This is a genomic window from Stenomitos rutilans, assembly GCF_059505485.1.
On record NZ_JCACKR010000073.1, the window covers coordinates 38,384 to 62,587 of the forward strand.

Sequence of the window (24,204 nt, forward strand, 5' to 3'; positions counted from 1 at the left end):
CAGAAGAAGACAGGAGGTAGAGGGCAGGAGGTAGGGGCTGACCTCAGTACGCTTGCACCGCGTGAATGACTGTATCCAAGCTTTGCACCTGGCAATACGGCTTTCCATCCTGCTGTAATCAGAGTGTGATCGCGATCACGATTAGATATGACTTGAATTAGGGTTTCAGCGTTTGACTGTCACGGTCGCTTTAGACGAACGATGACATAACTGAGGAACTACACGCTCCGAAGTCGTCATGTCTACCTTGCTTAACAAAAATGCTGCTGTTGTAAACGCGATCGTCATCACTACAGCCCTAGCGATTATTTCTGGTTATGTGCCCACTCAGCCCCTTTCTTTCGCAAATCTACAAACAACCCTTCAATCACAATGGCACAGTAGTCAGAGGTGAGATCAGGTGTTAGTGGTTGGTTTTTAGTTGTTAGAGCGGAGAGGGCTAAAGGCTGAACCCTAACTCAAAACTCAGAACTCAAAACTCAAAACTTTCACCCCTCACCCCTCACACCTCTCCCAATTGCCTACACTAAAGAGAACGCGCTCAATCGGTAGCAATGGTGCGATTAAAACTGTGGCAGTGGATGGCATTGGGTTTTCCGATCGCCAGCATCATTAGCTTTCTGGTCATCGCAGCAGGGTTGCAGATTCAGCAGTGGGGCATTAGCTGGATCTGGGGCGTTGTGGTGGTGATGTTTGTACTTTGGCGTTGGCTATTGGTGAAGTGGACACAGCCAGCATTAGCGCAAGTTCGAGCGGTCGTTGCTGAAGTGACAGAGGAGTTAGAAGCAGACACGACCGAAGTGGTAACGGCATCGACCAGCACTACACGACAAGCGGAAACAGCCATCCACACAATCTTGGAAGAGGCGCGGAATGACCCACCCCTTTGGGAAGGATGGACTGAATTTTGGGGGCGATGTAAGCAAGTGGTAGAAACCGTTGCGCATGCGTACTACCCCCAGGTGCAACGCCCGCTGCTGCAAATCTATGTTCCACAAGCCTATGCGCTGATGCGGGGCACCGTGGACGATATGGATCAGTGGATGCAAAAGCTGTCGCCCGCTTTGAATCAGGTGACGATCGGGCAGGCGTATCAGGCGTATGAACTCTATCAAAAACTAGAGCCATCGGCGCGTAAGGTGGTGCAGGTGTGGAACTGGGCACAGTGGTTGTTGAATCCGGTAGCAGCACTGGCCCGCACAGCCACGCAGCGATCGAGCAATCGAGCCACGCAGGAACTGTTGGTCAATCTAGGACAGCTCTTACGAGAAGCAGCGTTAACAAATCTGGGCAGACAGGCGATCGCGCTTTACGGGGGGATGCCTGCTGCGACATTGGAACTGCCATCCTCGGCTCCAAGCTTGCCCAAAGCGAAGACCCAAACCTTACGCGACATTCTGACGCAAGCTGAACCCACTGAAGCAGTGGAGCAAAAACCCGTCAATATTCTGCTGGTTGGGCGAACGGGAGCCGGAAAGAGCAGTTTGATCAACACGCTCTTTGTCGATCGCCGTGCAGAGGTGGATGTGCTTCCCAGTACCGATCGCGTGCAGTCTTACCATTGGCAAGCAGCCGAGGGCGAAGCCTTAACGCTTTGGGATACACCAGGGTATGAGCAGGCAACACGAGATGATCTACGAGAGCAAGTGCTGGACTATATCACCCAGGCAGATTTGCTGCTGCTGGTCACGCCTGCCCTTGATCCAGCCCTACAAATGGACGTGGACTTTCTCAAAGATGCCAAGGCAGGCGTCGCTGATTTACCAGCGATTGCCGTTGTAACGCAGGTTGATCGCCTGCGTCCGTTACGCGAGTGGGCACCACCTTACGATTGGGAATGGGGCGATCGACCAAAAGAAAAGGCGATTCGAGACGCAACGGAGTACCGCGCTAAACTGCTGGGCGATTTCTGCAAGCTAGTCGTGCCGATCGTGACAGGCGATTTAGACACGGGTCGCACGGCCTGGGGCTTCGATACGCTCTCGGTGGGGCTGATGGAGGCGATCGCGCCCGCCAAGCAATTGCGACTTGCCCGTTTTTTGCGGAACCTGGACGCTCGGACGATCGCGGCAGCTAAAATTATTGAGCACTATACGTTTCAAATGACGACCACGCAGGGACTCACAGCATTACTCAAAAGCCCTGTGCTGCGGTTCGTTTCGACTCTGACAACTGGATCACCTACGCTAGCATACCTTCTAGCAGAGCAGATTCCCGTCGAGCAACTGCCCGTAGTGCTGGGCAAACTCCAGATGGCCTACGACTTGTTCACGCTACTCAACGCCGATCTGCCAAACGCACGAAACTTCGACCTACTCGGACTGTGGCCGCTGTTGTTAAGTAATTCTACGTCACCCGATCGCAATGCTTGGGCCTTTGGTCACACCGTCACAGAATACTGGACAAGGTCGCTGAAGACTGAGCAACTCGAAGAGCGGTTTGAGTCGTATCTTCAGCAGTATTTAGAGCGGTGATCCTTGAGAGCCACGATGGGCTAACCTGCGCGCAGTTCATCAAGCTTCGCCCTTACAGCCTGGATGTCTTGCCACATCAACCATTTGGGTTGCCCCCGTTCGCGCGATTGATTTCGCAGCAAGTAAGCCGGGTGAAAGATGGGCATGTAGAAGCGATCGTCCTGCTCAATCCACTGCCCTCGCACTTTAGTAATGCCCTGCTTGATGCCCAGTAAGCCCTTCAACGCAGTTGCACCCGTCAGCAGAATAATTTTTGGATTTACGAGGCGAATCTGCTCTAACAAGTAGCCTTTGCAAGCATCGGCCTCTTCCGTAGTAGGCGTGCGGTTTTCGGGTGGACGGCATTTCACCACGTTGCAGATAAAAATATCCTGTTCCGCGTTAAGATTCACCGATGCGAGAATTTTGTCGAGCAGTTGCCCAGATTTGCCGACAAAAGGTTTGCCCTGTTCATCCTCATTTTGCCCTGGCCCTTCACCTACGATCATAATAGGCGCGTGAACACTGCCTCGTGAGACGACAGCATTGGTGCGGCTTTGCCCCAGTGCGCAACGAAAACAGCGGCTGCAATGCGCCAACATCTGATCCATCGTTTGATAGGTGCCAGGAGGAATGGGAACTTTAACACTGGTGGGAATTTGCTCAGGGTCAAAGTCTTCTGGCGGTAGAGCTTTGTCAGAGGCTGGAAGGTTAAACAGGCTGATCTGATCTTCAGTTGCCATGAATCTGCAAAAAATTCGTAAAGTGGTTGGTAGATGCCGATGACATAGGTTGCTTAGGCCGCTTTAGAAGGGAGAAGGATATGCTCCACGGATGCCTGAGCCTTTAAATTCTAAAGTAGTCGCTCTCGGTTCATCCATTACAGCGAAAAGATTGAATGCTATAGGCTGCCGGAATGATAAAAGCAAATTGCGCCAAACCTAGTTATGCAGATATGCCACAGCTTCTGCAATTGTGACTTGAGGAAAGCTTTTGTAGAAGCGGCTGACGCTATAAAACGGGTGAGGCGTTGCTAGCACGATCACTTGATCGGCATCAGCTTGAAGTATTGGCATTAATTCACGAGGCGCAACGGGGGCACAAACCCACACTTGAGCAGGTTGCTGCGATCGCATAGCTTGTACAGCAGCGCTTATAGTCATCCCAGTAGCGATGCCGTCATCGACTAGCAGCGCAATGGCATCGCGTGGACTAAAGCGAGGATGGTCGGAAGAAAGGGCGGCTAGCTGAGTCTGAGCCTGGGTCTGTGCGTCCCTTAGCGCTATTTCATAGAGGTAGGAACCAGTCGGCAGGTTGGTTTCTGGTAATGTTGCCGCTGAAACCGTAGCGTGAAAGTCGCGGCGATAGGAATCCCAAACCACATGCCCGTCGGCTGTCACAGCACCGATCGCCAGTTCGACATTGTCTGGTCGGGTAATCTTTTTCGCCACAATCACATCTAAAGGGCAGTTTAAGGCTCTGGAGATCGGCTCTGCGATCGGCAAACCACCCTTGGGCAAGGCATATACAACAAAGTGGGCTGTCTCTAGTGCAGGGTATTGTGCTACTACGTGTAAAACAGCCTGCGCCAGCGTTTCACCAGCTTCGTGGCGATCGGCAAAGCAGATGGTCGAACCAGGCTCTCGGAAGGGCAAAAATGGCATCATTCCCCCTCAAATAATTTGCAGGGATACCGTTCATCATGACTTATTTTCCTCAATCAACCTAAAGTAGCCGTCTCGTTTTGTGAAGCACAGTGGAACGGCGAGAAGACACTCCTTTTGAAAGTGTGAGAGCAAAGCCATTCCACATCTGACAAACACTCAAGCGTCAGCTTGCAGCAACCGTTCAGTATTCCGCTTTGCTTTAGCGCTGTTTCCGGAATGACTCGATCACACAGCGTATCTGTTTAGTATCCTAAACGGCATGCTTGGCTGGTTCCTCCGAAAGCGATACATTGAGCCAACTGCCTATGTCTCCTGTTTCTTTAACACTTCCATGTGGCAACATTCACAAACCGTCCTTCGTTGGGTTCCCACGGCTCTAGCGTTGGGACTACTCGCTGCCTGTTCGCAGACACCGCAGACGCAAGTATCTGAAGCTCCAGGAGCGACCGCAGTACAGCCTGAAGTCTCACCCATGCCCGGTGCCACTGCGATCGCGCCTCTCGGCGGCAAATCGCCCTCCCCTTCGATTGCAGCACAACAGCCAAAAGCACCGATCGCCTCTACGCCCACCAACGCTGCTCTACCGAAAGAATCGCGTAGCACGATCGCCTCCGCTCCTGCCAACAAGCCACTGCCCCTTGAGCGTACCCCCACCTTTCGGGCAACACCGCGCATGACCGGGTTTTCACCGGATGGGAACTATTTCGTCTATCTAGAAAGCTCTCAAGATACAGGCGCAGGAATACCAAAGTCCGTATTACAGCTTGTCAAGCTGGATGGCAATCGCTGTGTTGAAGATGCGTGTGTTGAAACGCACTACAGCGAAAAAGAGGCAGGCATGAAGCTGTCTGAAGCGGAAAGTGAACTATTAAAGCAAACGTGGAAAGTGCGCCAAGACTTGAACTTAACGCCTCCAGTAGCAGGCATTGAAATTCCGATCGTGTCTCGATCACGCACAGTGGATGGCAGCGAAACTGTCACCATGCGTCTAAACAACCGCGACTTGCAGCTTCACCTCCAGCAGAAAAGCACGCAGGACAAAGCATCTATGCAGCTTGGTGTGAATTATGACGGGCAGCAGCGATCGCTCGACACCCTCACCAACTTTCGAGACAACGTGTTGGATTATTCTATCCGCCAAGTGAAAGTATCCCCAGATGGCAAACGAGTCGCAGTCCTCATCACAGCGACAAAACCAACCTTTGAAGGGACATTGGGAACAACGCTTGTACAGGGATTTGCGCTTTAAGGCAGAAAAGTAGAGAGTAGGAAGCGGGGAGTTTTGAGTTTGTTTCTGCCTTCTATCAGCGGTCAGCTTTCTTCTAAAAACCAACAACTTTTCTGATATGCCCTTTCTGGTATGTCTGCAAGGCTTTAGGGCTTTGCAACCAATAACTTCCCTAGCCTTCTGCCTCCTAATCACTGACCGCTAATATCCATCAAGGCTTAACGGCTTCTGATTCACAACTGCTTAGCCACGTCCGAATCGCTTCAGCGGTTGAACCTTGGCTGCTGTCACGGGGAGGCGTAACAGGCTTGCGATCGCTGGGGTAGGAGCCTATGCGAGAAAACAAGAGTGCAAGCCGCCAACCATTTGCCGTTTGCGCCAAAAAGAGCCAGTGGTACTGCTGAAACTCGACAACGCGCTTGCCGAGGTATTGCCGCTCTAAAACAGTGAAAAAGACCTGGTGCAAATTTGCATCGTTTGGGTCGGGATACTCGCTAGAACCAGTTGGCAAGGGCATAAAGTCCGGTTGACTCGCCAGAATGGCATAGGTTGGTACAGTGCCTTGCTGAGCACCTAACCGCACGTTGGAGCGGTTGATATAGCCTGGTAGATCTCGCAGCAAAGCTGTTGTGAGCGGCTCCAGTGCGGTCGGGCATGTAAATTTGCGTGCTAGACGGGTATAGGGTGAGGGATGAGGGGTGAGGAGAGAGGGGTGAGGAGACGAGCGATCAGGTGATCGTTCAGCCGCATCTACTGGCACGACTAACAGCCAAACCAGCCCCAACCCAATCAGCCTCTGTAGCCAGCGATCGTTCAGCCGCATCACCGTTACTCTCCACTTTCAGCGATCTCGTCACCCCACACCCTATACCCTACACCCCATTCCCCTACCCTCCTACCCAACCGTTGCCAGTTCTTCACAGATGTGCTCAAATGCCGCAACTGGGTCGGCAGCGGCTGTAATGGGACGACCAATCACCAAATAGTCTGCACCGGCCTTTAGCGCAGCGTCAGGTGTCACGATCCGTCGTTGGTCTTTGGCATCTGCCCAGGTTGGTCGCACCCCAGGGCACACCAGCAAAAAGTTATCTCCGCAAATCTGCCGTAGTTGTGCGGCTTCTTGGGGTGAACAGACTGCCCCTGCCAAGCCTGCTTCCTTTGCCAAAAGTGCCATGTGCAACACGTATTCTGGCAGCTCAAGCGGCACTTTTAGCTCAAAAGCGAGCGATCGCGCGGTTAAGCTTGTCAGCAAGGTAATGGCTAGTAACTTAGGAACGGGCTGTCCTGCTTCCGCGGCTCCTGTGATAGCAGCTTCTTGCGCGGCTTGTAGACTCTCTTTGCCATTCGTCGCATGCAGGGTAACTAAATCAACGCCGTGACGAGCCGCTGCGGCGCACGCCCCTGCAACTGTATTAGGAATATCGTGAAACTTAAGGTCTAAAAAAATTCGCTTTTGCCGCGTCTTTAATGCTGATAGGATAGTCGGCCCACTACTGACAAACAGTTCTAGTCCTACCTTCCAAAAGGTAACCTGAGGCAACCGATCGAGGAGGGCGATCGCGTCCTGCTCACTCGACACATCCAGCGGTACGATCACACGATCGGCAATAAGCACAGGCAAGTTATCAACTCAACGAGTCCAGTCTACAGCCTGTGGAGCAATTAGCGGTTAGCTATCAGCGGTCAGCCTGGAAGTTTTGAGTTTGAGTTGATTGAGCGGTCAGCAGTCAGCTTTTTAGCCTTTAGCCTTCAGCCTTAGTCCCTTATCCTTGTGCTCTTACTCAATGTCCGCGAACCGAAAGCCCATTTGACACTCAAATTGCTCAGGCTGTTGCTCACTTGCTTTGTGAATGGCACGACCACAGCGGAGTTTACCGCTCTGCCAGCGGGGTCTACCGCTTTGATCGGCCATTAGGCATGTTGCACAGACAGCTTGTGGTGCAATGAGTTGATTGTCCATGAGGATGACTAGCATGCAACACCTCCAATGAACGACCGAAATCCCTGAATCAGCGGCTCTAGCCTCATTGTAAGAGACTGCTCAATGAGTTCGGGCGCATTGCTACACAGCTTAATACGCTTCCTTTAAAGCCATCGTATTCTTTGACTCATTTTTTGATGAAGCGTCGTTTTAACGGCCATAAACAGGATGACTCTGATGTAACCAGACAGGATTTTCCTCTACCCTGGCTTGGCGACTGCTAAAGTGGGAAAGTACGTTTAGCTTCAGAACTGAACGCACTTATTCCGCTTTTTGAGGGGTTTCCTCCTGTGACTCGAACCAACTTAGACTTTCTTGCCGAAACCGACCCTGCGATCGCCTCTATCATTCAGCGGGAACTCCAGCGTCAGCGAGATCACCTGGAGCTAATTGCCAGTGAAAACTTTACCTCTGCGGCAGTGCTGGCAGCACAGGGATCAGTCCTCACCAACAAATACGCCGAAGGACTTCCTAGCAAGCGCTACTACGGTGGGTGTGAATTTATTGACCAGGCGGAAGTGTTGGCGATCGATCGGGCAAAGGAACTTTTTGGTGCCGCCCATGCCAATGTGCAGCCCCACTCTGGCGCACAGGCAAACTTTGCGGTGTTCTTAAGCTTGTTGGAACCGGGCGACACCATCATGGGCATGGACTTGGCCCACGGCGGGCATTTAACTCACGGTTCGCCAGTCAACGTTTCAGGCAAGTGGTTTAAGGTACACCACTACGGCGTGAGTCCAGAAACCGAGCAACTAGACTACGACCAGATTCGCGAATTAGCATTGCAACATCGTCCTAAACTCTTGATCTGTGGCTATTCTGCCTACCCTCGCGTGATCGAATTTGACAAGTTCCGGGCAATCGCCGATGAAGTGGGGGCATACCTGCTTGCCGATATAGCTCATATTGCCGGACTCGTTGCTACAGGGCATCATCCCAGCCCCATTCCCTACTGTGATGTCGTCACGACAACGACCCACAAAACGCTGCGTGGCCCCAGAGGTGGTTTAATTCTCACTCGTGATGCCGAACTGGGTAAGAAGCTTGATAAAGCGGTATTCCCCGGCAGTCAGGGTGGGCCGTTAGAGCATGTCATCGCCGCGAAAGCTGTTGCGTTTGGTGAAGCGTTGAAGCCTGAGTTCAAAACCTACAGCGGTCAGGTGATTGAAAATGCACGTGCGCTAGCCAACCAATTGCAAGCCCGCGGGCTGAAAATTGTCTCTGACGGCACAGATAATCACCTGATGCTGGTTGATCTTCGCTCGATCGACATTACGGGTAAGCTGGCCGATCAACTCGTCAGCGGCGTAAACATCACCGCGAACAAAAACACGGTGCCCTTTGATCCTGAATCGCCTTTCGTCACCAGTGGTTTGCGGTTAGGGTCGCCTGCGATGACCACTCGCGGTATGGGTCAGACAGAATTTACAGAGATTGGTAACATCATCGCCGATCGCCTTCTAAACCCTGATGACGCGACCATTGCCCAGGATTGCCGTCAGCGAGTTGCCAACTTATGCAGCCGTTATCCGCTCTATCCCCATCTGAGCATCCCGGTGCCAGCGTTGGTATAGGAGAATACAGAAGTCAGGAGTCAGCAGCAATGAATGACTGGCTCCTGGTTTCGTGACTGAGGATCATGCATTAAATTAACACCATGAGACTGATGCGATCGCCGAGACGCAGAGGCAACAGAGGTCATTCTCCGCGTTCTCTGCGCCTCTGCGGCAAATTTTTGCCGTTATCTCCATCCCTGTGCCTTAGCGGAAGATCCACAGCCAGAGTGGAATGGTAAACAGCAGAGCGATCGTGGTAAGCGCAATACTGCTAGCAATCAACTCTCGGTCTAGCTCGTATTCCTCAGCCAGAATTAACCCTGCAAAGGCGCTAGGCATCCCAGACATTAGTACGAGTGCTAAACGTGCATCGCCAGAAAGTCCGAGCAGTGTCGTACCAATACCAACGGCAAGGGGCAACACCAGCATTTTGACCAACGTGGGCAGTAGAGCTGGTTGAATGCTTTTCCAGCCGTGAAGTTGACTCAGGCGCATCCCCATCAGCAGAAACGCTCCGGGAATTACAAACCAGCGAGAGGCATGGAGACCTTGTTCTGCAATGTCAGGCAGCGCGATCGATCGGGTGAGAGACCCAATCACAAACGCCCACAGCGATGGTACGGTTAGCACATCACGCAGTTGCACCCACCAGTGGTTTTGCTGCTGCGATCGCCCGTAGTAGCTAGCAAGAAACACTCCAATTCCATAGGTGCCAATAATGTTATGCGTCACGCTGTAGAATACAGCCCAGCCCAGGTACGGTTGGCTAATCAGCGCGGGTACCAATCCTAAGCCTACAAACCCAGTGTTGCCGATGGTTGCCGCCAGAATAAAACTGCCCCGTTGCGCACGGTTGAGTTCAGCTTGAGATGGCTCTTTTGATATAGACGTGATTGCTGCGACCGCTTTATTGAGGGATGTTGCTTCAGCGGTCAACGGCACTGAAGGCTCTGTTGCTGTGGCTCGTAGCCAGCGCTGGTAGAGTTGTAGACTGCACCAACCGAGCACTAACCCCAAGCCCAGCGCCGCGATCGTCACCGTTGGAGCCAATCCAATATTTTGGGCATAATCCGTTTGCCGCGCTAATGCCAAAATCTGCCAGGGCACGCCGACCCAATAGAGCGATCGACCCAGCAAGCGAGGAAAGGCTTGTGGCATAAAACGAAAGGCGATCAGCCCTAAACCAGTCCATAAGACCAGCGGCAAGTAAGCATCAAACAGAGTACTAGCCATCATCAATACCTATGGCTTTGGGAACGACTGCCAAAGATGTTGTTAACAGCTTTTCAACACCGCACAACTTGTATAGGACTTACGCAAAAGCGATCATCTTTCGCCCCCTGGCCCCCAATGCTGGGGGAACCGAGCCAATTAAAGCCCCCAGCATTGGGAGTTTGGGGGCAAATGCGTAAGTCCTATTGTACAAGGCTCTATGGCAAAAGCTTCCAGTTCTGAATGTGCCAGATGCCATCTTTTCGCACCAACCTGTACTCAACACGCAGGTTGCTGGTATCAGCACTCGTTCGCTGATCGGCTTCATAAGCTTCGGTCGCTTCTGTGACATCTGCCAGAACGATCGCTTGATCAGGATTCGTCGCACCGGGATCGACAGAGTTGACCTTAACCGTATGTTCGTACTTCAGGTATTCGTTTTTGCGTTTGGCATCGGCAGCAGCCCCTTCCCATTCAGCCAGCTTAGGCCCAACCAGAATTTTTGCCAGGGGTTCCACTTTATGATCGGGACCCATTGCATCGGCTTTGGCAGAAAGCCAGGTTTGAATGACTGTTTCTGCTGTTGCTGTTGTAAGAGCACCCGTTGCCACCGCTGCAATGCTAGGTGCCACAGTAGGAGTCGGCGGGGCAATCAGAGGACGATCGAGCCGCAAATTGAGTTGTTCTTCTTGTACGACAGGCGTTGATACTCGTCGCCACAGAGACCCAGCGATAAAGCCCAGCGTCACAATCCCGGCAATAACACCCAGTGGCAAAAGCCAAGGCAATAAAGCTGCCAACGCTTTAGGAGCAGGTGGACGATCGCCCCGGCGGCGAGCAGCGGCATGACCACGGCCATCGCCATTGCTGGGAGTACGGTTAGCACCACGAGGACGATCGCCTATTGGTCGCTTTGCCGTGGCTGTACGAGCACCTGCTGCTTGCGGCACACGCTCAGCGATCGGCATCACACTCTCCGTAGGCGGTCGATCGTCTGGAATCGTTGCCGTCCCCATGCGAGCCGCAATGTGAGCGCGTGCTGTGTTAATCAAATATTCATGGCTTGTGTCTTGCTCCAGCGATCGCTCCGCCGAAACGCGACTGCCCTCAGATGCTCCACCGACTTCCTGAACGCCTGCACGTGATCGCCCATTCACCCCTGCGGCCACGGGCTCAGGCGCTGACCGATTGACTATCTGACGATTGGCAGCGATCGACGAGTCAGTCGCTCCAGCCGATGCTTGCCACGGTGATGTCCATGCCGTCTGGGTCCCCGCTTCCTCTGGCAGTTCTTCCAGGTAAGACTGCACTTGCGGATCTGCAAAATAGTCCTTCAACGAGGCTTGCTGCTGCATTAGATCGCGGAAGTGAGGAAACACCTCATCTTGTAGCCAACGTTCGCCATAGAGGCATAGCCCCGGCAGCAAATCGGGCGCTCCCTGAGAATGTTCACGGATAAAGGCGATCGGCCCATAATCCTGACTGCGTTCCAGCGCACGACTCGCATCCTCCGTCTGTCCCAAAAGCAGGGCACAAACAGACTGCTCTAAATGCACGTCCTGGCGACTACTCAAGCGCGTGAGCATCAGCTTTGCCCGCCGGATGAGTGAAGGTTGCCGTTCGGCGAACCCACGCGCGAGCAAGGCATAAACCGCCAAGTATGTTGCTACAGGCGACGGGCGCTGTGCTTCCTGCTCAAACAGCACTTGCTGCTCTGCCACCGTCAGGTACCCACGTAGCTGCTGAATGAAGCGCAAAAAGTCATCAATATTTAACCCAGACTGGTCATCCCCAGCGCCATCAATGCCGTCTCGCTCTTGCAGCATGTCTTGCAAGAGTTGCAATCCCTGATGGCGTAGAGTGACCTGATCTTCGGGCAGGGCCAACAGCTCTAGCACTCGGTATGGGCGCAGTTTGTAAAGGTCGGCTTGAATTTCGCCACGCACTTCGGCAAACAGCCCTTCTCGCAACAGCAACTGCTGACCAGTCTCCAGCGCTTCCGATGCATTTTCGTACTGCCGCTGCTGCCATTGCTCTCGCCCCAACTCCATACAGGCAAGAGCAACCGTCAACACAATATCTGAAAAAACAATACTGGGATCGCCAAACTGCCCCTGCTTCAGACTGGCACTCCCACCTGTCAAGAAGGGGCGTCCCAGACGCAACACGAGTTCGTACTCGCCCAAATCTTGCAGGACGAGCAACGCCCCCACAAACTGATCGTCTTGAATCTCAATACTGGGTGTATGAGCATCCCCCCCACCCTCGATCGCGGCTAGTGGCCCGCTAGCGGGGTCGATCACCGCTCCATTTTCAGGCTCTAGCTCATACGCTCTGGCTAGAAACCCCGTATCGTAAAGCTGGCGCTGTTCTCCATCAGAAAGCCTTGTAAACGCTTCGTCGAGCAGCTTTTTGCGTGATGCGATCGCCGCATCAGAGTACTCCCGGCGAGGCAATTGCAACGTGCGATCGCGGTGTGCCTGTCGCAACTGTTCAGCGGTTGCCTGAATCGGCAAACCCAAAATCCGGTAGTAGTCGAGCGGAATACGCACGGTGTACTTTCCTAGCAGTAAGCAATAAGGTTAAGCTATGGTAGCGGGTAACGCCAATCCAAAAGGTGCCATCATCATAACTCGTAGATGCCAGACTGGCAGTTTATCTCAGGATAAGCAAAAAAATCCTGGAAGTAACATTAATTCTATAAGCTCTAGAGAGTTTAGTTCCAGTCTATAAGCTCTAGAGAGTTTAGTTCCAGAAAGCCGCTTTTCAAACTCAGTTCTAGAAAACGTAACCGATTCGAGCGAATATAGAGAATCTCCAGCCAGGATTAAGTCAATGGTTCAAGAAAGAGTCTTCCCAACATTTCAAGCTGCAACCGCAACCGTCACCAAAGCAGAAGGGCTGCGGCTCTACGAAGACATGGTGCTGGGGCGCTTTTTTGAAGACAAATGCGCTGAAATGTACTATCGCGGCAAGATGTTTGGCTTTGTCCACCTTTACAACGGGCAAGAAGCGGTTTCAACGGGCGTAATTCAAGCCATGCGACCGGGCGAAGACTACGTGTGCAGCACCTATCGAGATCATGTGCATGCCCTGAGCGCGGGGGTGCCTGCTCGTAACGTGATGGCAGAACTGTTTGGTAAAGAAACGGGCTGTAGCAGAGGTCGCGGCGGCTCTATGCATCTGTTCTCGGCAGAACATCGGCTGCTGGGAGGCTACGCGTTCATTGGTGAAGGCATTCCTGTAGCGACGGGCGCAGCATTTCAATCTAAGTATCGGCGGGAAGCGATGGGTGATGCGTCGTCTGATCAAGTAACAGCCGCATTTTTTGGCGATGGCACTACAAATAACGGTCAGTTTTTTGAATGCCTGAATATGGCAGCACTGTGGAAACTGCCGATTCTTTACGTCGTAGAGAATAATAAGTGGGCGATCGGCATGGCGCATGAACGGGCCACCTCCCAGCCTGAAATCTACAAGAAAGCTAGCGTTTTTGGGATGCCAGGGTACGAAGTAGATGGGATGGATGTGCTAGCCGTGCGTGCTGTGGCGCAAGAAGCTGTGGCGCGTGCCCGTGCAGGTGAAGGTCCCACGCTGATTGAATGCCTGACCTACCGTTTCCGGGGTCACTCGTTAGCCGATCCGGATGAATTGCGATCGAAGGCTGAAAAAGAAGCCTGGTTTGCCCGTGACCCCATCAAGAAATTTGCCGCGCACTTGCTGGAACACAATCTGGCAAGCCAGGAAGAGCTAAAGGCGATCGAGAAAAAAATTCAGACCCTTGTTGAAGAAGCGGTGCAGTTTGCGCTCGAAAGCCCTGAACCCAACCCCAACGACCTGTACAAGTACGTGTTTGCTGAAGACGAATAGGTGATTTAGTCCCATATCTCTATGTGATTTCAGATGCAAGCAGATGATGCACCAGAGGGCTTTCAGCAGCAGGTTTTGCGCGAGCTGAAGCAGATTAGCCAATTCTGTCCCCTGCTTTCCAAGCCTTTACTCCAGTAATCAGGGCGTTGTTGACTGGCGATGCTGCTAGTAGCTGCAGGATTCACTGGAAGTGCGATCGCCCGTTCTGCTTCCGCCGTACAATGCTGAAAGACGTGAATTATTGAACGGTAAGGGTATGCCAATCAAACGCGGTGACTTTGTGAAAGCGGTTAAAGACAAGCTAGAGAATAGCCTAGAAGCGCAGGCTAGCGATCCTCGCTTTTCCGCTTACATCTTTGAGACAAAAGGGGAAGTTGTTGACCTGAGCGGTGATTACGCTTTGGTGAAGTTTGGCATTACCCCAACGCCAAATATTTGGCTCCGGCAGGATCAGCTTGAGTCATTTGAGTGAGGGGAGAGGGGTGAGGGGTAAGTAACAAAGCCTTTCATAATGGGTAAGTCGTCCTACGATGAGGGAACGCTGCCAGAAATGCTTCTTTCTAGCACGTGACCTCTAACTCACCTCACTCCTTACCCCTCACTCCTCTCATGGTTTTAACCCCTTCTGCGATCGCCTGCTCTCCTCCCCGCGTTACCGTTGTTGGCTCTGGTAACGTGGGTAGCGCTCTGGCACAACGGCTGGCTGAGAAAAAGATTGCGGATGTGGTGCTATTGGATGTCATTGAAGGTCGTCCGCAGGGGCTGGCGCTGGATCTCATGCAGGCACGGGGCATTGAGCGGCACGATCGCCAAATTCTTGGCACGAACGATTATGCTGATACAGCCAACTCTGATGTGGTCGTGATTACGGCTGGGCTGCCGCGCAAACCAGGCATGAGCCGCGATGACCTGATGCTGACGAACGGCAAGATTGTGTTAGAAGTCACCAAGCAGGCGATCGTTCATTCGCCCAATACAATCTTTATCGTGGTCACGAATCCCCTCGACCAGATGACCCACATCACCTGGAAAGCGAGTGGCCTGCCCATTCATCAAGTGATGGGGATGGCGGGTGTACTGGACTCGGCGCGGTTTCAAACCTTTGTAGCGATGGAGTTGGGAGTTTCGACCAGTGACATTCACGCAACGGTTTTGGGCAGTCATGGCGATTTGATGGTGCCCTTGCCCCGCTACACTACCGTGAATGGCATCCCTATTACCGAACTGATGCCTGCGGAAACGTTGGAGCGGCTGATTGATCGCACCCGCAAAGGTGGAGCTGAAATTGTGGACTTAATGAAAACAGCAAGTGCCTTTTATGCGCCTGCATCATCCACCTGCGTCATGGTGGAATCCATTTTGCTCAACAAGTGCCGCATTCTGCCTGTCACCACCTATCTGGAAGGTCAGTATGGGTTGCGCGATGTGTTTGTTGGTGTACCCTGCCGCCTAAGCTGTAAAGGCATTGAGAGCGTGCTAGAACTCGACTTAACCGATGCGGAACTTTCAGCCCTACACGAGTCGGCAGAAGCGGTGAGGCAAACGAGCGATCGCGTAACGGCACTGCTAGCATCCAATCATCAGTAACAGCTATCAGCCATCAGCTATCAGCTTTGTTCTGGCTTCTAAATTCACTAACTATCAAGCCTTTCCATGAATCGAGTCTACCGTGCCAGTCTTGTGCTTTTGATGCTGCCAGGAGCGATCGTTCCTGATGCTTTGTTTACGCCTGCCACCGCACATCAGGTGCCTGCTTTTATCAAGGAATTTTCAGGCTCTCGCATTCGTGAAAGCGACATTCGCAAAATTTTGAACGCGATGGAAGCCGCTGCAAATCGAAAAGATGTGGATGGCATCTTGAAGTATATGGCTCCCAACATCACGATTAAGATCACCGTTCAATTAGGGGCAGGTGCCCAGCAGCTTAGCTTGTCACGTGAGCAGTATCGGCAGTACCTTCAGCAAGGCTTTGCGACAACAGAACGTCGCAGTGGTAACTACACAAACCTCAAGATTCAGGTTGCGCCAAATGGTCAAACGGCAACCGCAACCTACACCTTAAGAGAAGAAGCAACGCTCAAAGGACAACCAGGAACGTTTGTATCAACGTCTCAAGAAACGGTCAAATTTGCACGCATTAAAGGACAACTTTTAGAAACAGCGGCGACAAGCAATGCCATGATCGAGGTGAAGTGAGAGATTAAGGAGCCTCACCATCCTATTTGCCAGACGTTACAGTCCGCTCTACTAATAGCAATACTCTTTTTGGTCAGAATGATTTAAGTAGAATCGTTATGCGCTTTATATGGCATTGATTCAATTAATGCTCTCAGTACTTTATTAACCGCTTCTGGTGTTGTAAACATTTGAGCAACATCATCTAACACCACGACTGTCAATGGCTTAGTTTCGCTGCGCGCTGCAAAACGGTTGGGCTTCGCTTTTTGGTAATCAAAGTGATACTCGGACAAAAGCCCATCTTCAGGTTCTTGTGTTTCAAAAGGCATTTCGCTCATGATCTTCACGTTTTAATTATGCAGACCTGCATCCCACACGCCGATGTAAATGCGATCGCTGCTGTTCCGCTGAATCACACCTTTCAAACCACCCTTTGAGAAGGAGTATTCGTTTATTTTTCCTTGTTTCACCGCTTCCAATTTATCGAGCAAATCATTTGCCTGCCCACCCGTCATATTATTGAGGGCGACTTTCATTTGGAGGGTATCTACCGATTGCGCAAACGAGGCTTCGGTTTGGCGGACGTTGCCAGAGGCGCGATCGTACAGATAGGCCAGTGTCACCGCATTCGGCACGACATCATACAAAGCGGTGCGGGTATCACCCCATGCGCCCTTATTGGTTTGGGTCGGTTTACCCAGCGCCGCTTCAATTTCGCGTTCTGAGGTGCCGACCGGAAAGCCCGGAATGGCAGGGATTTCAGTTGTAGGCTGATCCTCCTTCGCTTCTGATTCTACCGATGGTGATGGAGACGGGGATGGCGATCGCTCAACCTTGGGTGTCTCACTTGGTTGCGGTGACGGTTTGGGAGGCTGTGGTTTGGGTGAACTGATGCTGGATGGCGATACCGATGGTGAGGGTGTCGATGGCTCCAAAGCCGCTTGATTAGTCGGTTGTGGTTTGTAGAAAATGGCGATCGACGCGGTACCAAGCATCGTCAACAGCATCAAACCCAACAAAATGGGCAACGTTCGACGCGTTCTACGGGGGGTTGGTGGCGCAAGGTCAGGACGAGCACGACTGGCGATCGTGGCGCTGGGCGATCGTGCCGCTTTTGCAGATGAGGGGTCTCCAACCGATCGTCGTCCTACAGCCAGCGTTGCCGCCGTTCGAGAGGGTTCAACCGTTGGCTGTTCGATCGTTGGCTGAAAAAGCGGTGGGATGGGTGCAGAACCCGTTGCAGAAGGGACAGGCAGCAGAGCCAACCATTCGTCCATACTGGCAGGTCGATAATGGACATCAACAGCCATGCCGCGAATAATCGCTTGATTGGTCGCCGCACTGAGTTCTGGACGCAATTCACGCGGATCGGGCATTGGTTGACGATCGCGCAAAATCGATGCAGTCGGCACACGTGCGGTCAAAAGGGCATACAGCGTTGCCGCCAGTCCATAGACATCTGTCGCAGGGGTACGCTTTTCTTCGGAAAGATATTGCTCGATCGGGGCATAGCCAGCCGAAATCAAGCTGGTATGGGTTTGCGTAGAACCAGGGGTAAATTCGCGGGCAATGCCGAAATCAATCAGCACAACTTCCTGGGTGCCCTGGCGCAAGATGATGTTTTGCGGCTTAATATCCCGATGCAGCAGACCGTTTTGGTGCACCACTTTGAGTGCATTGCCGATTTGACGGGCATAGTGAATGGCGATCGCCTCTGGTAAGGGCCGATTGGGGAAGGCCAACGCTTCCAGGTTAGGGCCGGGAATATAGTCCATCACCATATACGCCTGCCCTGCTTCCACAAAAAAGTCGCTAATGCGGACGATATGGGGATGTACACAGAGCGCTAACCGTCTCGCTTCATCCTGAAACTTGCGCTGATAGTCAGCGTAATCTGGCTCGTAGCGCAGGGATTCATTCAGAGTTTTGATGACAACGGTTTGCCCCAAGAAGTGATGGGTGGCTTTGAACGTAATGCCAAAGCCACCCCGCCCTAATTCTTCATCAAGGGTATACTTGCCCCCCTGTAGCTGTTGACCAATCAAAGAATGCATAGCAGCAGTCTATCAAATTCCTGTGTCTCACCTGCGATCACGGCAAGTTTTTAGAGTCCCAGCTTTCAAGATCCCAGCCCTTAAAGTAAAGATCCCCGACTCCTTTCGGGGATCTGGAACGCGCGATCGCTCAAGAATCTGGGTGCTGTTTCGCCCATGCTTCTAAAAAGCCGAGCGTGACTTTCGATTCATTGCCTTCTGCTAAGCCACTGCCAAAGAAGGCTCCCACATCCGTAAAGTCATCGCCGCCTGCCAGGTCAGACAAACTACGAAAGGCGATGAATGGAATTTCGTTGGCATACGCTACGTGGGCCAGCGCTGTGGTTTCCATATCGACTGATACCGCTTTGATGGTTTTGAAAATATAGTCTCGGTAGTTAGGATTCGCAAGGAAGGCAGGCCCCGCTACCCCTCTGCCACCGATCCGCACAACGGGCTGTTTCGAGACACATAAACTCGGATTTTTAGGACCACAGCGATCGAGTTGAGCATTCACACTTTTGGCAACTGCCAGCATTTCTGGATCAACTTTGTAGTCAAATTTATACTCACCATTTGGGAAATTTGAGTCGTTTCTGACAAACGTATCGCGCATAAATAAACCAGTGCCAACAGCTCCGCCTGGTGTTGGTATCTGATAGTCAGAATTGGTTGTGCTGGTGAATTTTGATAGCTTTAAGCCTAAACACAGCAAGTCTCCTGGCGTACCGCAAGGAGCAGGAACACTGCTATCACCACTCCAATACACTTCCAGAGGAAAGGCCCACTTGCTGGGAACAACCACGTCACCAATATTGCTATCAGGGTCTATACCACCAGCAATGCCGCTTAGCAACAGGTGGTGAATGCTAAAGTTATCAACCATCAATTGAGTAATCATGGTCGCATTCTCAATACTGACTCCACTCAAAACAATCACAACTCGATTGCCTCTGAGTTTGCCAGTCGTAAAGATGTTACCGTTGATTCTGTATTCACGTTTATTGGATGTTTCTGCTAGTAGAATCGTTGCTTCTTCGCCAAAAGCTGAAACGATACCCAGGCGCGATTTACACTCAGTAAGACAACGTTTTGGTTTTGCTTCTTTGGCACTGACTTGAGCAATCGTCATCACAAGACAAAGCAGCGCAATGATGCAAATGCGTCTGATTCTCGAAGCCGACATACTGGTAATGCTCCACAGATTTAGAGGTGCTGGTTTAGCTCAATGCAATGCAGCAGTTGATGCGGAGCGTGGCAGCAGGCAAGCCAAAATGCAGTTACATCAGTATCTGCGCATCATTGCATCGGGCTGAAAAGCAACATATCCCGGTTCTTTAAGCGCTGTTGACACGATCGACACATTCACGCAACCCTTTGAGACGGTGGTAAGTTTGAGTAACAGTCCCTTACCTGGAGCGGCTCATGGTGCCGAATGACGCGAAGCGCGAACCATCCTCAGCAGGCGTTGCCGTGGAATTTTTGCAGGTTGGTTTTACAGCGGGTGGACGATCGCTGCTCTCAGGGCTAAATTTTGCGATTCAGGCTGGAGAAGCTTTGGTGTTGCTCGGTCGCAGCGGTTCCGGCAAAACCACCACGATGAAGCTCATCAATCGGTTGCTGACTCCAACCGCTGGACACGTCAAGGTGCAGGGCAAAGCGACAACAGAGTGGGATGTGATTCAGCTACGGCGGCAGATTGGTTACGTGATCCAGGAAACGGGATTGTTCCCCCACTTTACGATCGAGCGCAATGTTGGTCTGGTGCCCCACTTGCAAAATTGGCAGCCCAAACGCATCAAAGCACGCGTGCATGAATTGCTGGATCTGGTTGGTTTGGAGCCAGCGCAATTTGTTGATCGCTATCCCAATCAACTGTCTGGCGGTCAACGGCAGCGTGTAGGGGTGGCACGTGCCCTCGCCGCTGATCCGCCCATTCTGCTGATGGATGAACCGTTTGGTGCCCTTGACCCCATTACACGCCTGGAACTCCAGCAAGAATTTCGACGACTCCAGCAAGAATTGGGTAAAACCGTTGTCTTCGTCACCCACGACATTCAAGAGGCGTTTGTGCTGGCATCGCGCATCGGCCTGATGCAGGATGGACGACTGGTCGTGTTAGGAACAGCGGAGGAATTTTTGCGATCGTCCGAACCAGAGGCGCAAACATTCCTCAAAACCCTTCGCACACTGGATGCAGTCAGGAGTCAGGAGTCAGGAGTCAGCGGTGAGTAACTTTTTTCTTGTTCGCTATGCGTCAGAGATTTTGCAACGTACAGGCGAGCATCTGTATCTGGTGGCGATCGCCATTCTCATTGCGACGGTAATTGGCATTCCACTAGGCATCTTGATCACACGTAAGCCTGCTTTGCGTCAAGCGGTACTGGGCACAGCGAATATTCTGCAAATCATTCCCAGTCTGGCGCTGTTTGGGCTGTTGGTGACGGTGCCGCCTGCCTTTGGTGGAGGAATTGGTGATCCACCCGCGATCGTAGCGCTGACGCTTTACTCGTTTCTACCCATCATTCGTGGCACCTATACAGGCATCATGAGCGTCGATCCAGCCATTCGAGAAGCGGGGCGGGGCATGGGCATGACAGATTGGCAATTGCTCTCGCAGGTGGAAATGCCGCTGGCGTTAGGAGTCATTTTGTCAGGCATTCGGGTGGCAACGGTGATTGCGATCGGTACCGCGACCATTGCGACCGCGATCGGGGCTGGTGGTTTGGGCATCTTCATCTTTCGCGGCATTTCGGCATTGAATAATCAACTCATTCTGGCGGGTGTCATTCCTGCTGCCGTGCTGGCACTTCTGGCAGACCTGGGCATTGGCTGGCTAGAGCATCGTCTGACGCGACGAGGAGGCAAGCCCGCATGAGGCCGAAATTAATGCTGGCATGGGTTCTCATGGCGATCGTGCTAGTGACGACGATCGCAAGCTGTAGCGCAAGTCATTCTGGCAGCAGTGGCCGTGGGGATATCGTCATTGGTGCCAAAGCGTTTACTGAGCAAGACATTTTGGGCGAACTGCTGGCGCAACAGATTGAGGCAAAAACGGGGTTAAAGGTCACTCGTCGCTTGCAGCTTGGGGATACGCTCGTTTGCCAAAATGCCTTGCTCTCAGGGCAAATCGATCTCTATCCCGAATATACGGGCACGGCGTTTTCCACCATTCTCAAACAACAGACGATCGGCGATGTAGGCGCGGTCTACCGCCAGGTGAAAGAAGACTACGCCAAACAGTTCAACCTGGCAGTGATGCCGCCGCTAGGCTTTCAGAATACGTTTGCGATGATTGTGCGGGGTGATGTGGCACGATCGCTCAACCTCAAAACCCTTTCGCAAGCAGCACCTTACATTCCCCAGTGGCAAGCTGGCTTCGGCTACGAATTCACCGAACGTCAGGAATACGCCAACATGGTCAAAACCTACGACTTTAAATTTACCAAAGCGCCACGTTTGTTAAATCTGGGACTGCTCTATCGAGCACTGCTGCAAAAACAAGTGGATCTGGTGGCAGGCAATTCTACGGATGGACAAATTACGCGATCGGATTTTGTCATCTTGGAGGACGATCGCCATGCTTTTCCCCCCTACGAAGCAGCGGCGATCGTTCGTGAAGCCACCCTGCAAAAATACCCCAACGTGCGGCAAGCTCTGGAGCAACTGGCAGGTAAAATTTCTCCCGACGAAATGCAACACCTGAACTATCTGGTGGATGGTGAACTTCGGGACATCAAAGAAGTGGTGCAGACCTTTCGCCAATCCAAAAAGCTCTAAGTCCAAACTCGTCAAGCTTATGGCCTAGAGAAACCTCTAAAATGGCAACAGTGCTTTTTTATCTGACCTCCCAGTTTTCGCCCTCCTGACCTATGCCAACGATCGAACGCAAACCCATCCTGCTTGATTTTGAAAAGCCGCTTGCCGATCTGGAGGCACGAATTTTCCAAATCCGTGAACTTGCAGAAGAAAATGATGTCGATGTATCTGATGAGATCCGTCAGCTTGAGGCACGCGCTGTGCAACTTCGTCAAGAAATTTTTAGTGGATTGTCGCCATCCCAACGGCTGCAAGTGGCACGACATCCCCGCCGTCCCAGCACCTTAGACTACATCCAGTCGATTAGCGACGAGTGGATGGAGCTACACGGCGATCGTGGGGGTTATGATGATCCAGCTATAGTAGGCGGCGTTGCCCGTCTCGAAGGCCGTCCAGTCGTCATGCTGGGTCAACAGAAAGGGCGCGATACCAAAGACAACATCACGCGCAACTTTGGCATGGCTTCCCCAGGCGGCTATCGCAAAGCTATGCGGTTGATGGATCATGCCGATCGCTTTGGCATGCCGATCATGACCTTTATCGATACGCCAGGTGCCTATCCTGGTATTGAAGCGGAGCAACTTGGACAAGGGGAAGCGATCGCCTACAACTTACGCGAAATGTTTCGCCTGAGTGTGCCCATTATCTGCACGGTGATCGGTGAAGGGGGGTCTGGCGGCGCGTTGGGGACTGGCATTGGCGATCGACTGCTCATGTTTGAGCATTCCGTTTACTACGTTGCCTCGCCCGAAGCATGCGCCTCAATTCTCTGGCGCGATGCGGGTAAAGCCCAGCAGGCCGCAGAAGCTTTAAAGATTACCGCTCAAGACTTGCTTCAGTTGGGGGTCATCGATGAAATCTTGCCAGAACCGATCGGCGCTGCCCATGCAGATCCGCTTAAAACAACCGAGATCCTTAAAGAAGCGCTGTTGAGACATCTGGGTGAACTCGACCAACTAACCACGCAACAGCGACGCGACTTGAGATATCAGAAATTCCGCGCGATCGGTGTTTTTAGCGAACATTCTGTGTGAGCGTTGCTGTAAGCAGCGACATTGGTAGCATCTTCTCAGGAAGCCTAAAACCAGCGCAAGGGCTTTCATCCGTGTGATCAACTAGGCGAATCTCAGCTTTTAGAACAGGAGTGGTATAATAAACTTGTAACAATTGTTTATACTTTCTACGACTGTTTTTGGTTCTCAGGCAGCAGTGGTGCTTTTTGTATTCACTCAATGACTGTTTTGCTTTTGTAGCTGGCGATTGCAAGCGGCATAGCCCCAAGTCTTTATCTGAGCAAACTGTGACACCCGCATTTTTTACGGTTGCTCTCGTTTTTAGCTTTACAGACCTTAACCGCAACGAGTCCTTCTCTCATGCCTGGTTCAGCTTAGGCTGCTAGACTCATCAACCTTGGCGGTAAGAGCTTCATTGTTCAGACTCTCTATACTCTTAGGCGTTAGGACGGTAAGACTGCTTCATGACTTCCCAAACCGAACAGTATGCACTCATCACGGGGGCGAGTAGCGGCATTGGCAGAGCAACCGCGTTAGCATTTGCTCAGGCAGGGATTCACCTTGCCTTAGTGAGCCGCACCCAAGCAAAGTTGGAGGCTGTTGCTGCTGACGTTAGCTCCTATGGGGTCAACGTCGGCTGTTATCCCATTGACTTGCTGCATGTGGAGGATGTGCGAGAGAAAATTGGCGCGATCACCGCTAGTTTTGGCCCCATTGACATTCTGGTCAATAACGCGGGCATGGGCTATACGGGAACGCTCGCTAACACGCCCCTAGTGGATTGGCAGCAAGTTCTAACGCTGAACCTGACCAGCGTTTTTCAATGCATTCAAGGCATTCTGCCGACCATGCGTGCTAGACAACAGGGCACCATCATCAATGTTTCGTCGATCGCGGGTCAGCAAGCGTTTCCAGAATGGGGCGCTTACTGCGTGAGCAAATTTGGCCTGGTGGCGTTGTCTAAAACGCTGGCGGCTGAAGAACGTCAGCATGGCATTCGAGTCGTCACGATCGCACCAGGTTCGGTCAATACCCCCATTTGGGATACTGACACCGTTCACGCTGATTTCGATCGGTCAGCCATGCTGACACCCGAAACAGTGGCTCAATCGATTCTCTACACAGCCCTTTTGCCACAGGCAGCGGTGGTTGAAGAACTAACCCTTATGCCCAATGCAGGCACCTTCTAATGGT

General features: G+C 52.2%; 22 protein-coding genes. 12 read left to right on the forward strand and 10 right to left on the reverse strand.

Going from position 1 to position 24,204, the window contains the following annotated elements; genetic code table 11:
• Nucleotides 1-554 precede the first annotated feature (554 nt).
• Complete coding sequence (locus AC5JLP_RS13450) at nt 555-2,474, forward strand: GTPase family protein (protein ID WP_496068425.1); 1,920 nt, start codon at nt 555-557, stop codon at nt 2,472-2,474.
• 20 nt (nt 2,475-2,494) lie between these two features.
• On the opposite strand, the gene AC5JLP_RS13455 is transcribed toward AC5JLP_RS13450, so the two are convergent.
• Nucleotides 2,495-3,196: a uracil-DNA glycosylase gene (locus AC5JLP_RS13455; RefSeq protein ID WP_496068426.1), complete on the reverse strand. Its 702-nt coding sequence runs from the start codon at nt 3,194-3,196 to the stop codon at nt 2,495-2,497.
• 198 nt (nt 3,197-3,394) lie between these two features.
• Entirely contained in the window at nt 3,395-4,120 is a 726-nt protein-coding gene (locus AC5JLP_RS13460) for a phosphoribosyltransferase (protein WP_496068427.1), read from the reverse strand.
• A gap of 259 nt (nt 4,121-4,379) precedes the next feature.
• On the opposite strand from AC5JLP_RS13460, the gene AC5JLP_RS13465 reads away from it, so the two are divergent.
• Entirely contained in the window at nt 4,380-5,369 is a 990-nt protein-coding gene (locus tag AC5JLP_RS13465; protein WP_496068428.1) for a DUF2259 domain-containing protein, read from the forward strand.
• Between the two features lie 190 nt (nt 5,370-5,559).
• Here the strand turns inward: AC5JLP_RS13465 and AC5JLP_RS13470 are convergent, their stop codons facing one another.
• From AC5JLP_RS13470 to AC5JLP_RS13480, 3 genes are all read right to left on the reverse strand, one after another.
• The gene (locus AC5JLP_RS13470; RefSeq protein WP_496068429.1) at nt 5,560-6,174 is read right to left on the reverse strand and encodes a hypothetical protein; all 615 of its coding nucleotides are present in this window, start codon (nt 6,172-6,174) and stop codon (nt 5,560-5,562) included.
• Nucleotides 6,175-6,243: 69 nt separating this feature from the next.
• A complete protein-coding gene (pyrF, locus tag AC5JLP_RS13475; protein WP_496068454.1) occupies nt 6,244-6,963 on the reverse strand; it encodes an orotidine-5'-phosphate decarboxylase in 720 nt (239 codons plus the stop codon).
• A gap of 162 nt (nt 6,964-7,125) precedes the next feature.
• A complete protein-coding gene (locus tag AC5JLP_RS13480) occupies nt 7,126-7,323 on the reverse strand; it encodes a hypothetical protein (RefSeq protein WP_496068430.1) in 198 nt (65 codons plus the stop codon).
• A 296-nt stretch (nt 7,324-7,619) separates the two neighbouring features.
• Between AC5JLP_RS13480 and glyA the strand changes: the two genes are divergently transcribed.
• Nucleotides 7,620-8,903, forward strand: coding sequence for a serine hydroxymethyltransferase (glyA, locus tag AC5JLP_RS13485; RefSeq protein WP_496068431.1), 1,284 nt, complete (start codon nt 7,620-7,622; stop codon nt 8,901-8,903).
• Nucleotides 8,904-9,089: 186 nt separating this feature from the next.
• Here the strand turns inward: glyA and AC5JLP_RS13490 are convergent, their stop codons facing one another.
• Together AC5JLP_RS13490 and AC5JLP_RS13495 are read right to left on the reverse strand one after the other, a co-directional pair.
• Nucleotides 9,090-10,121, reverse strand: coding sequence for an AEC family transporter (locus AC5JLP_RS13490; RefSeq protein ID WP_496068432.1), 1,032 nt, complete (start codon nt 10,119-10,121; stop codon nt 9,090-9,092).
• A gap of 194 nt (nt 10,122-10,315) precedes the next feature.
• Entirely contained in the window at nt 10,316-12,649 is a 2,334-nt protein-coding gene (locus tag AC5JLP_RS13495; protein ID WP_496068433.1) for an IMS domain-containing protein, read from the reverse strand.
• A gap of 283 nt (nt 12,650-12,932) precedes the next feature.
• Between AC5JLP_RS13495 and pdhA the strand changes: the two genes are divergently transcribed.
• The 4 genes from pdhA to AC5JLP_RS13515 all read left to right on the forward strand — a co-directional run bounded on the left by pdhA (nt 12,933) and on the right by AC5JLP_RS13515 (nt 16,163).
• Nucleotides 12,933-13,967: a pyruvate dehydrogenase (acetyl-transferring) E1 component subunit alpha gene (gene pdhA / locus AC5JLP_RS13500; protein ID WP_496068434.1), complete on the forward strand. Its 1,035-nt coding sequence runs from the start codon at nt 12,933-12,935 to the stop codon at nt 13,965-13,967.
• 256 nt (nt 13,968-14,223) lie between these two features.
• The gene (locus AC5JLP_RS13505) at nt 14,224-14,439 is read left to right on the forward strand and encodes an NAD(P)H-quinone oxidoreductase subunit O (RefSeq protein WP_496068435.1); all 216 of its coding nucleotides are present in this window, start codon (nt 14,224-14,226) and stop codon (nt 14,437-14,439) included.
• Between the two features lie 137 nt (nt 14,440-14,576).
• The gene (gene mdh / locus AC5JLP_RS13510) at nt 14,577-15,554 is read left to right on the forward strand and encodes a malate dehydrogenase (RefSeq protein WP_496068436.1); all 978 of its coding nucleotides are present in this window, start codon (nt 14,577-14,579) and stop codon (nt 15,552-15,554) included.
• A gap of 66 nt (nt 15,555-15,620) precedes the next feature.
• A complete protein-coding gene (locus AC5JLP_RS13515) occupies nt 15,621-16,163 on the forward strand; it encodes a YybH family protein (protein WP_496068437.1) in 543 nt (180 codons plus the stop codon).
• Nucleotides 16,164-16,246: 83 nt separating this feature from the next.
• On the opposite strand, the gene AC5JLP_RS13520 is transcribed toward AC5JLP_RS13515, so the two are convergent.
• The 3 genes from AC5JLP_RS13520 to AC5JLP_RS13530 all read right to left on the reverse strand — a co-directional run bounded on the left by AC5JLP_RS13520 (nt 16,247) and on the right by AC5JLP_RS13530 (nt 19,364).
• The gene (locus AC5JLP_RS13520) at nt 16,247-16,483 is read right to left on the reverse strand and encodes a hypothetical protein (protein ID WP_496068438.1); all 237 of its coding nucleotides are present in this window, start codon (nt 16,481-16,483) and stop codon (nt 16,247-16,249) included.
• 12 nt (nt 16,484-16,495) lie between these two features.
• On the reverse strand, nt 16,496-18,199 hold the full coding sequence (locus AC5JLP_RS13525; protein ID WP_496068439.1) for a serine/threonine protein kinase: 1,704 nt from the start codon (nt 18,197-18,199) through the stop codon (nt 16,496-16,498).
• A 130-nt stretch (nt 18,200-18,329) separates the two neighbouring features.
• Entirely contained in the window at nt 18,330-19,364 is a 1,035-nt protein-coding gene (locus tag AC5JLP_RS13530) for a 5'-methylthioadenosine/S-adenosylhomocysteine nucleosidase (RefSeq protein ID WP_496068440.1), read from the reverse strand.
• Between the two features lie 239 nt (nt 19,365-19,603).
• Between AC5JLP_RS13530 and AC5JLP_RS13535 the strand changes: the two genes are divergently transcribed.
• The 5 genes from AC5JLP_RS13535 to AC5JLP_RS13555 all read left to right on the forward strand — a co-directional run bounded on the left by AC5JLP_RS13535 (nt 19,604) and on the right by AC5JLP_RS13555 (nt 24,200).
• Nucleotides 19,604-20,413, forward strand: a complete 810-nt coding sequence (locus AC5JLP_RS13535) for an ATP-binding cassette domain-containing protein (protein WP_496068441.1) — start codon at nt 19,604-19,606, stop codon at nt 20,411-20,413.
• Entirely contained in the window at nt 20,406-21,056 is a 651-nt protein-coding gene (locus AC5JLP_RS13540) for an ABC transporter permease (RefSeq protein ID WP_496068442.1), read from the forward strand. The genes AC5JLP_RS13535 and AC5JLP_RS13540 overlap by 8 nt, the downstream gene beginning before the upstream one ends.
• Nucleotides 21,053-21,958, forward strand: a complete 906-nt coding sequence (locus AC5JLP_RS13545; RefSeq protein ID WP_496068443.1) for a glycine betaine ABC transporter substrate-binding protein — start codon at nt 21,053-21,055, stop codon at nt 21,956-21,958. Before AC5JLP_RS13540 ends, AC5JLP_RS13545 begins: the two co-directional genes overlap by 4 nt.
• A gap of 92 nt (nt 21,959-22,050) precedes the next feature.
• The gene (locus tag AC5JLP_RS13550; RefSeq protein ID WP_496068444.1) at nt 22,051-23,031 is read left to right on the forward strand and encodes an acetyl-CoA carboxylase carboxyltransferase subunit alpha; all 981 of its coding nucleotides are present in this window, start codon (nt 22,051-22,053) and stop codon (nt 23,029-23,031) included.
• A 443-nt stretch (nt 23,032-23,474) separates the two neighbouring features.
• The gene (locus AC5JLP_RS13555; RefSeq protein ID WP_496068445.1) at nt 23,475-24,200 is read left to right on the forward strand and encodes an SDR family oxidoreductase; all 726 of its coding nucleotides are present in this window, start codon (nt 23,475-23,477) and stop codon (nt 24,198-24,200) included.
• Nucleotides 24,201-24,204: the final 4 nt, after the last annotated feature.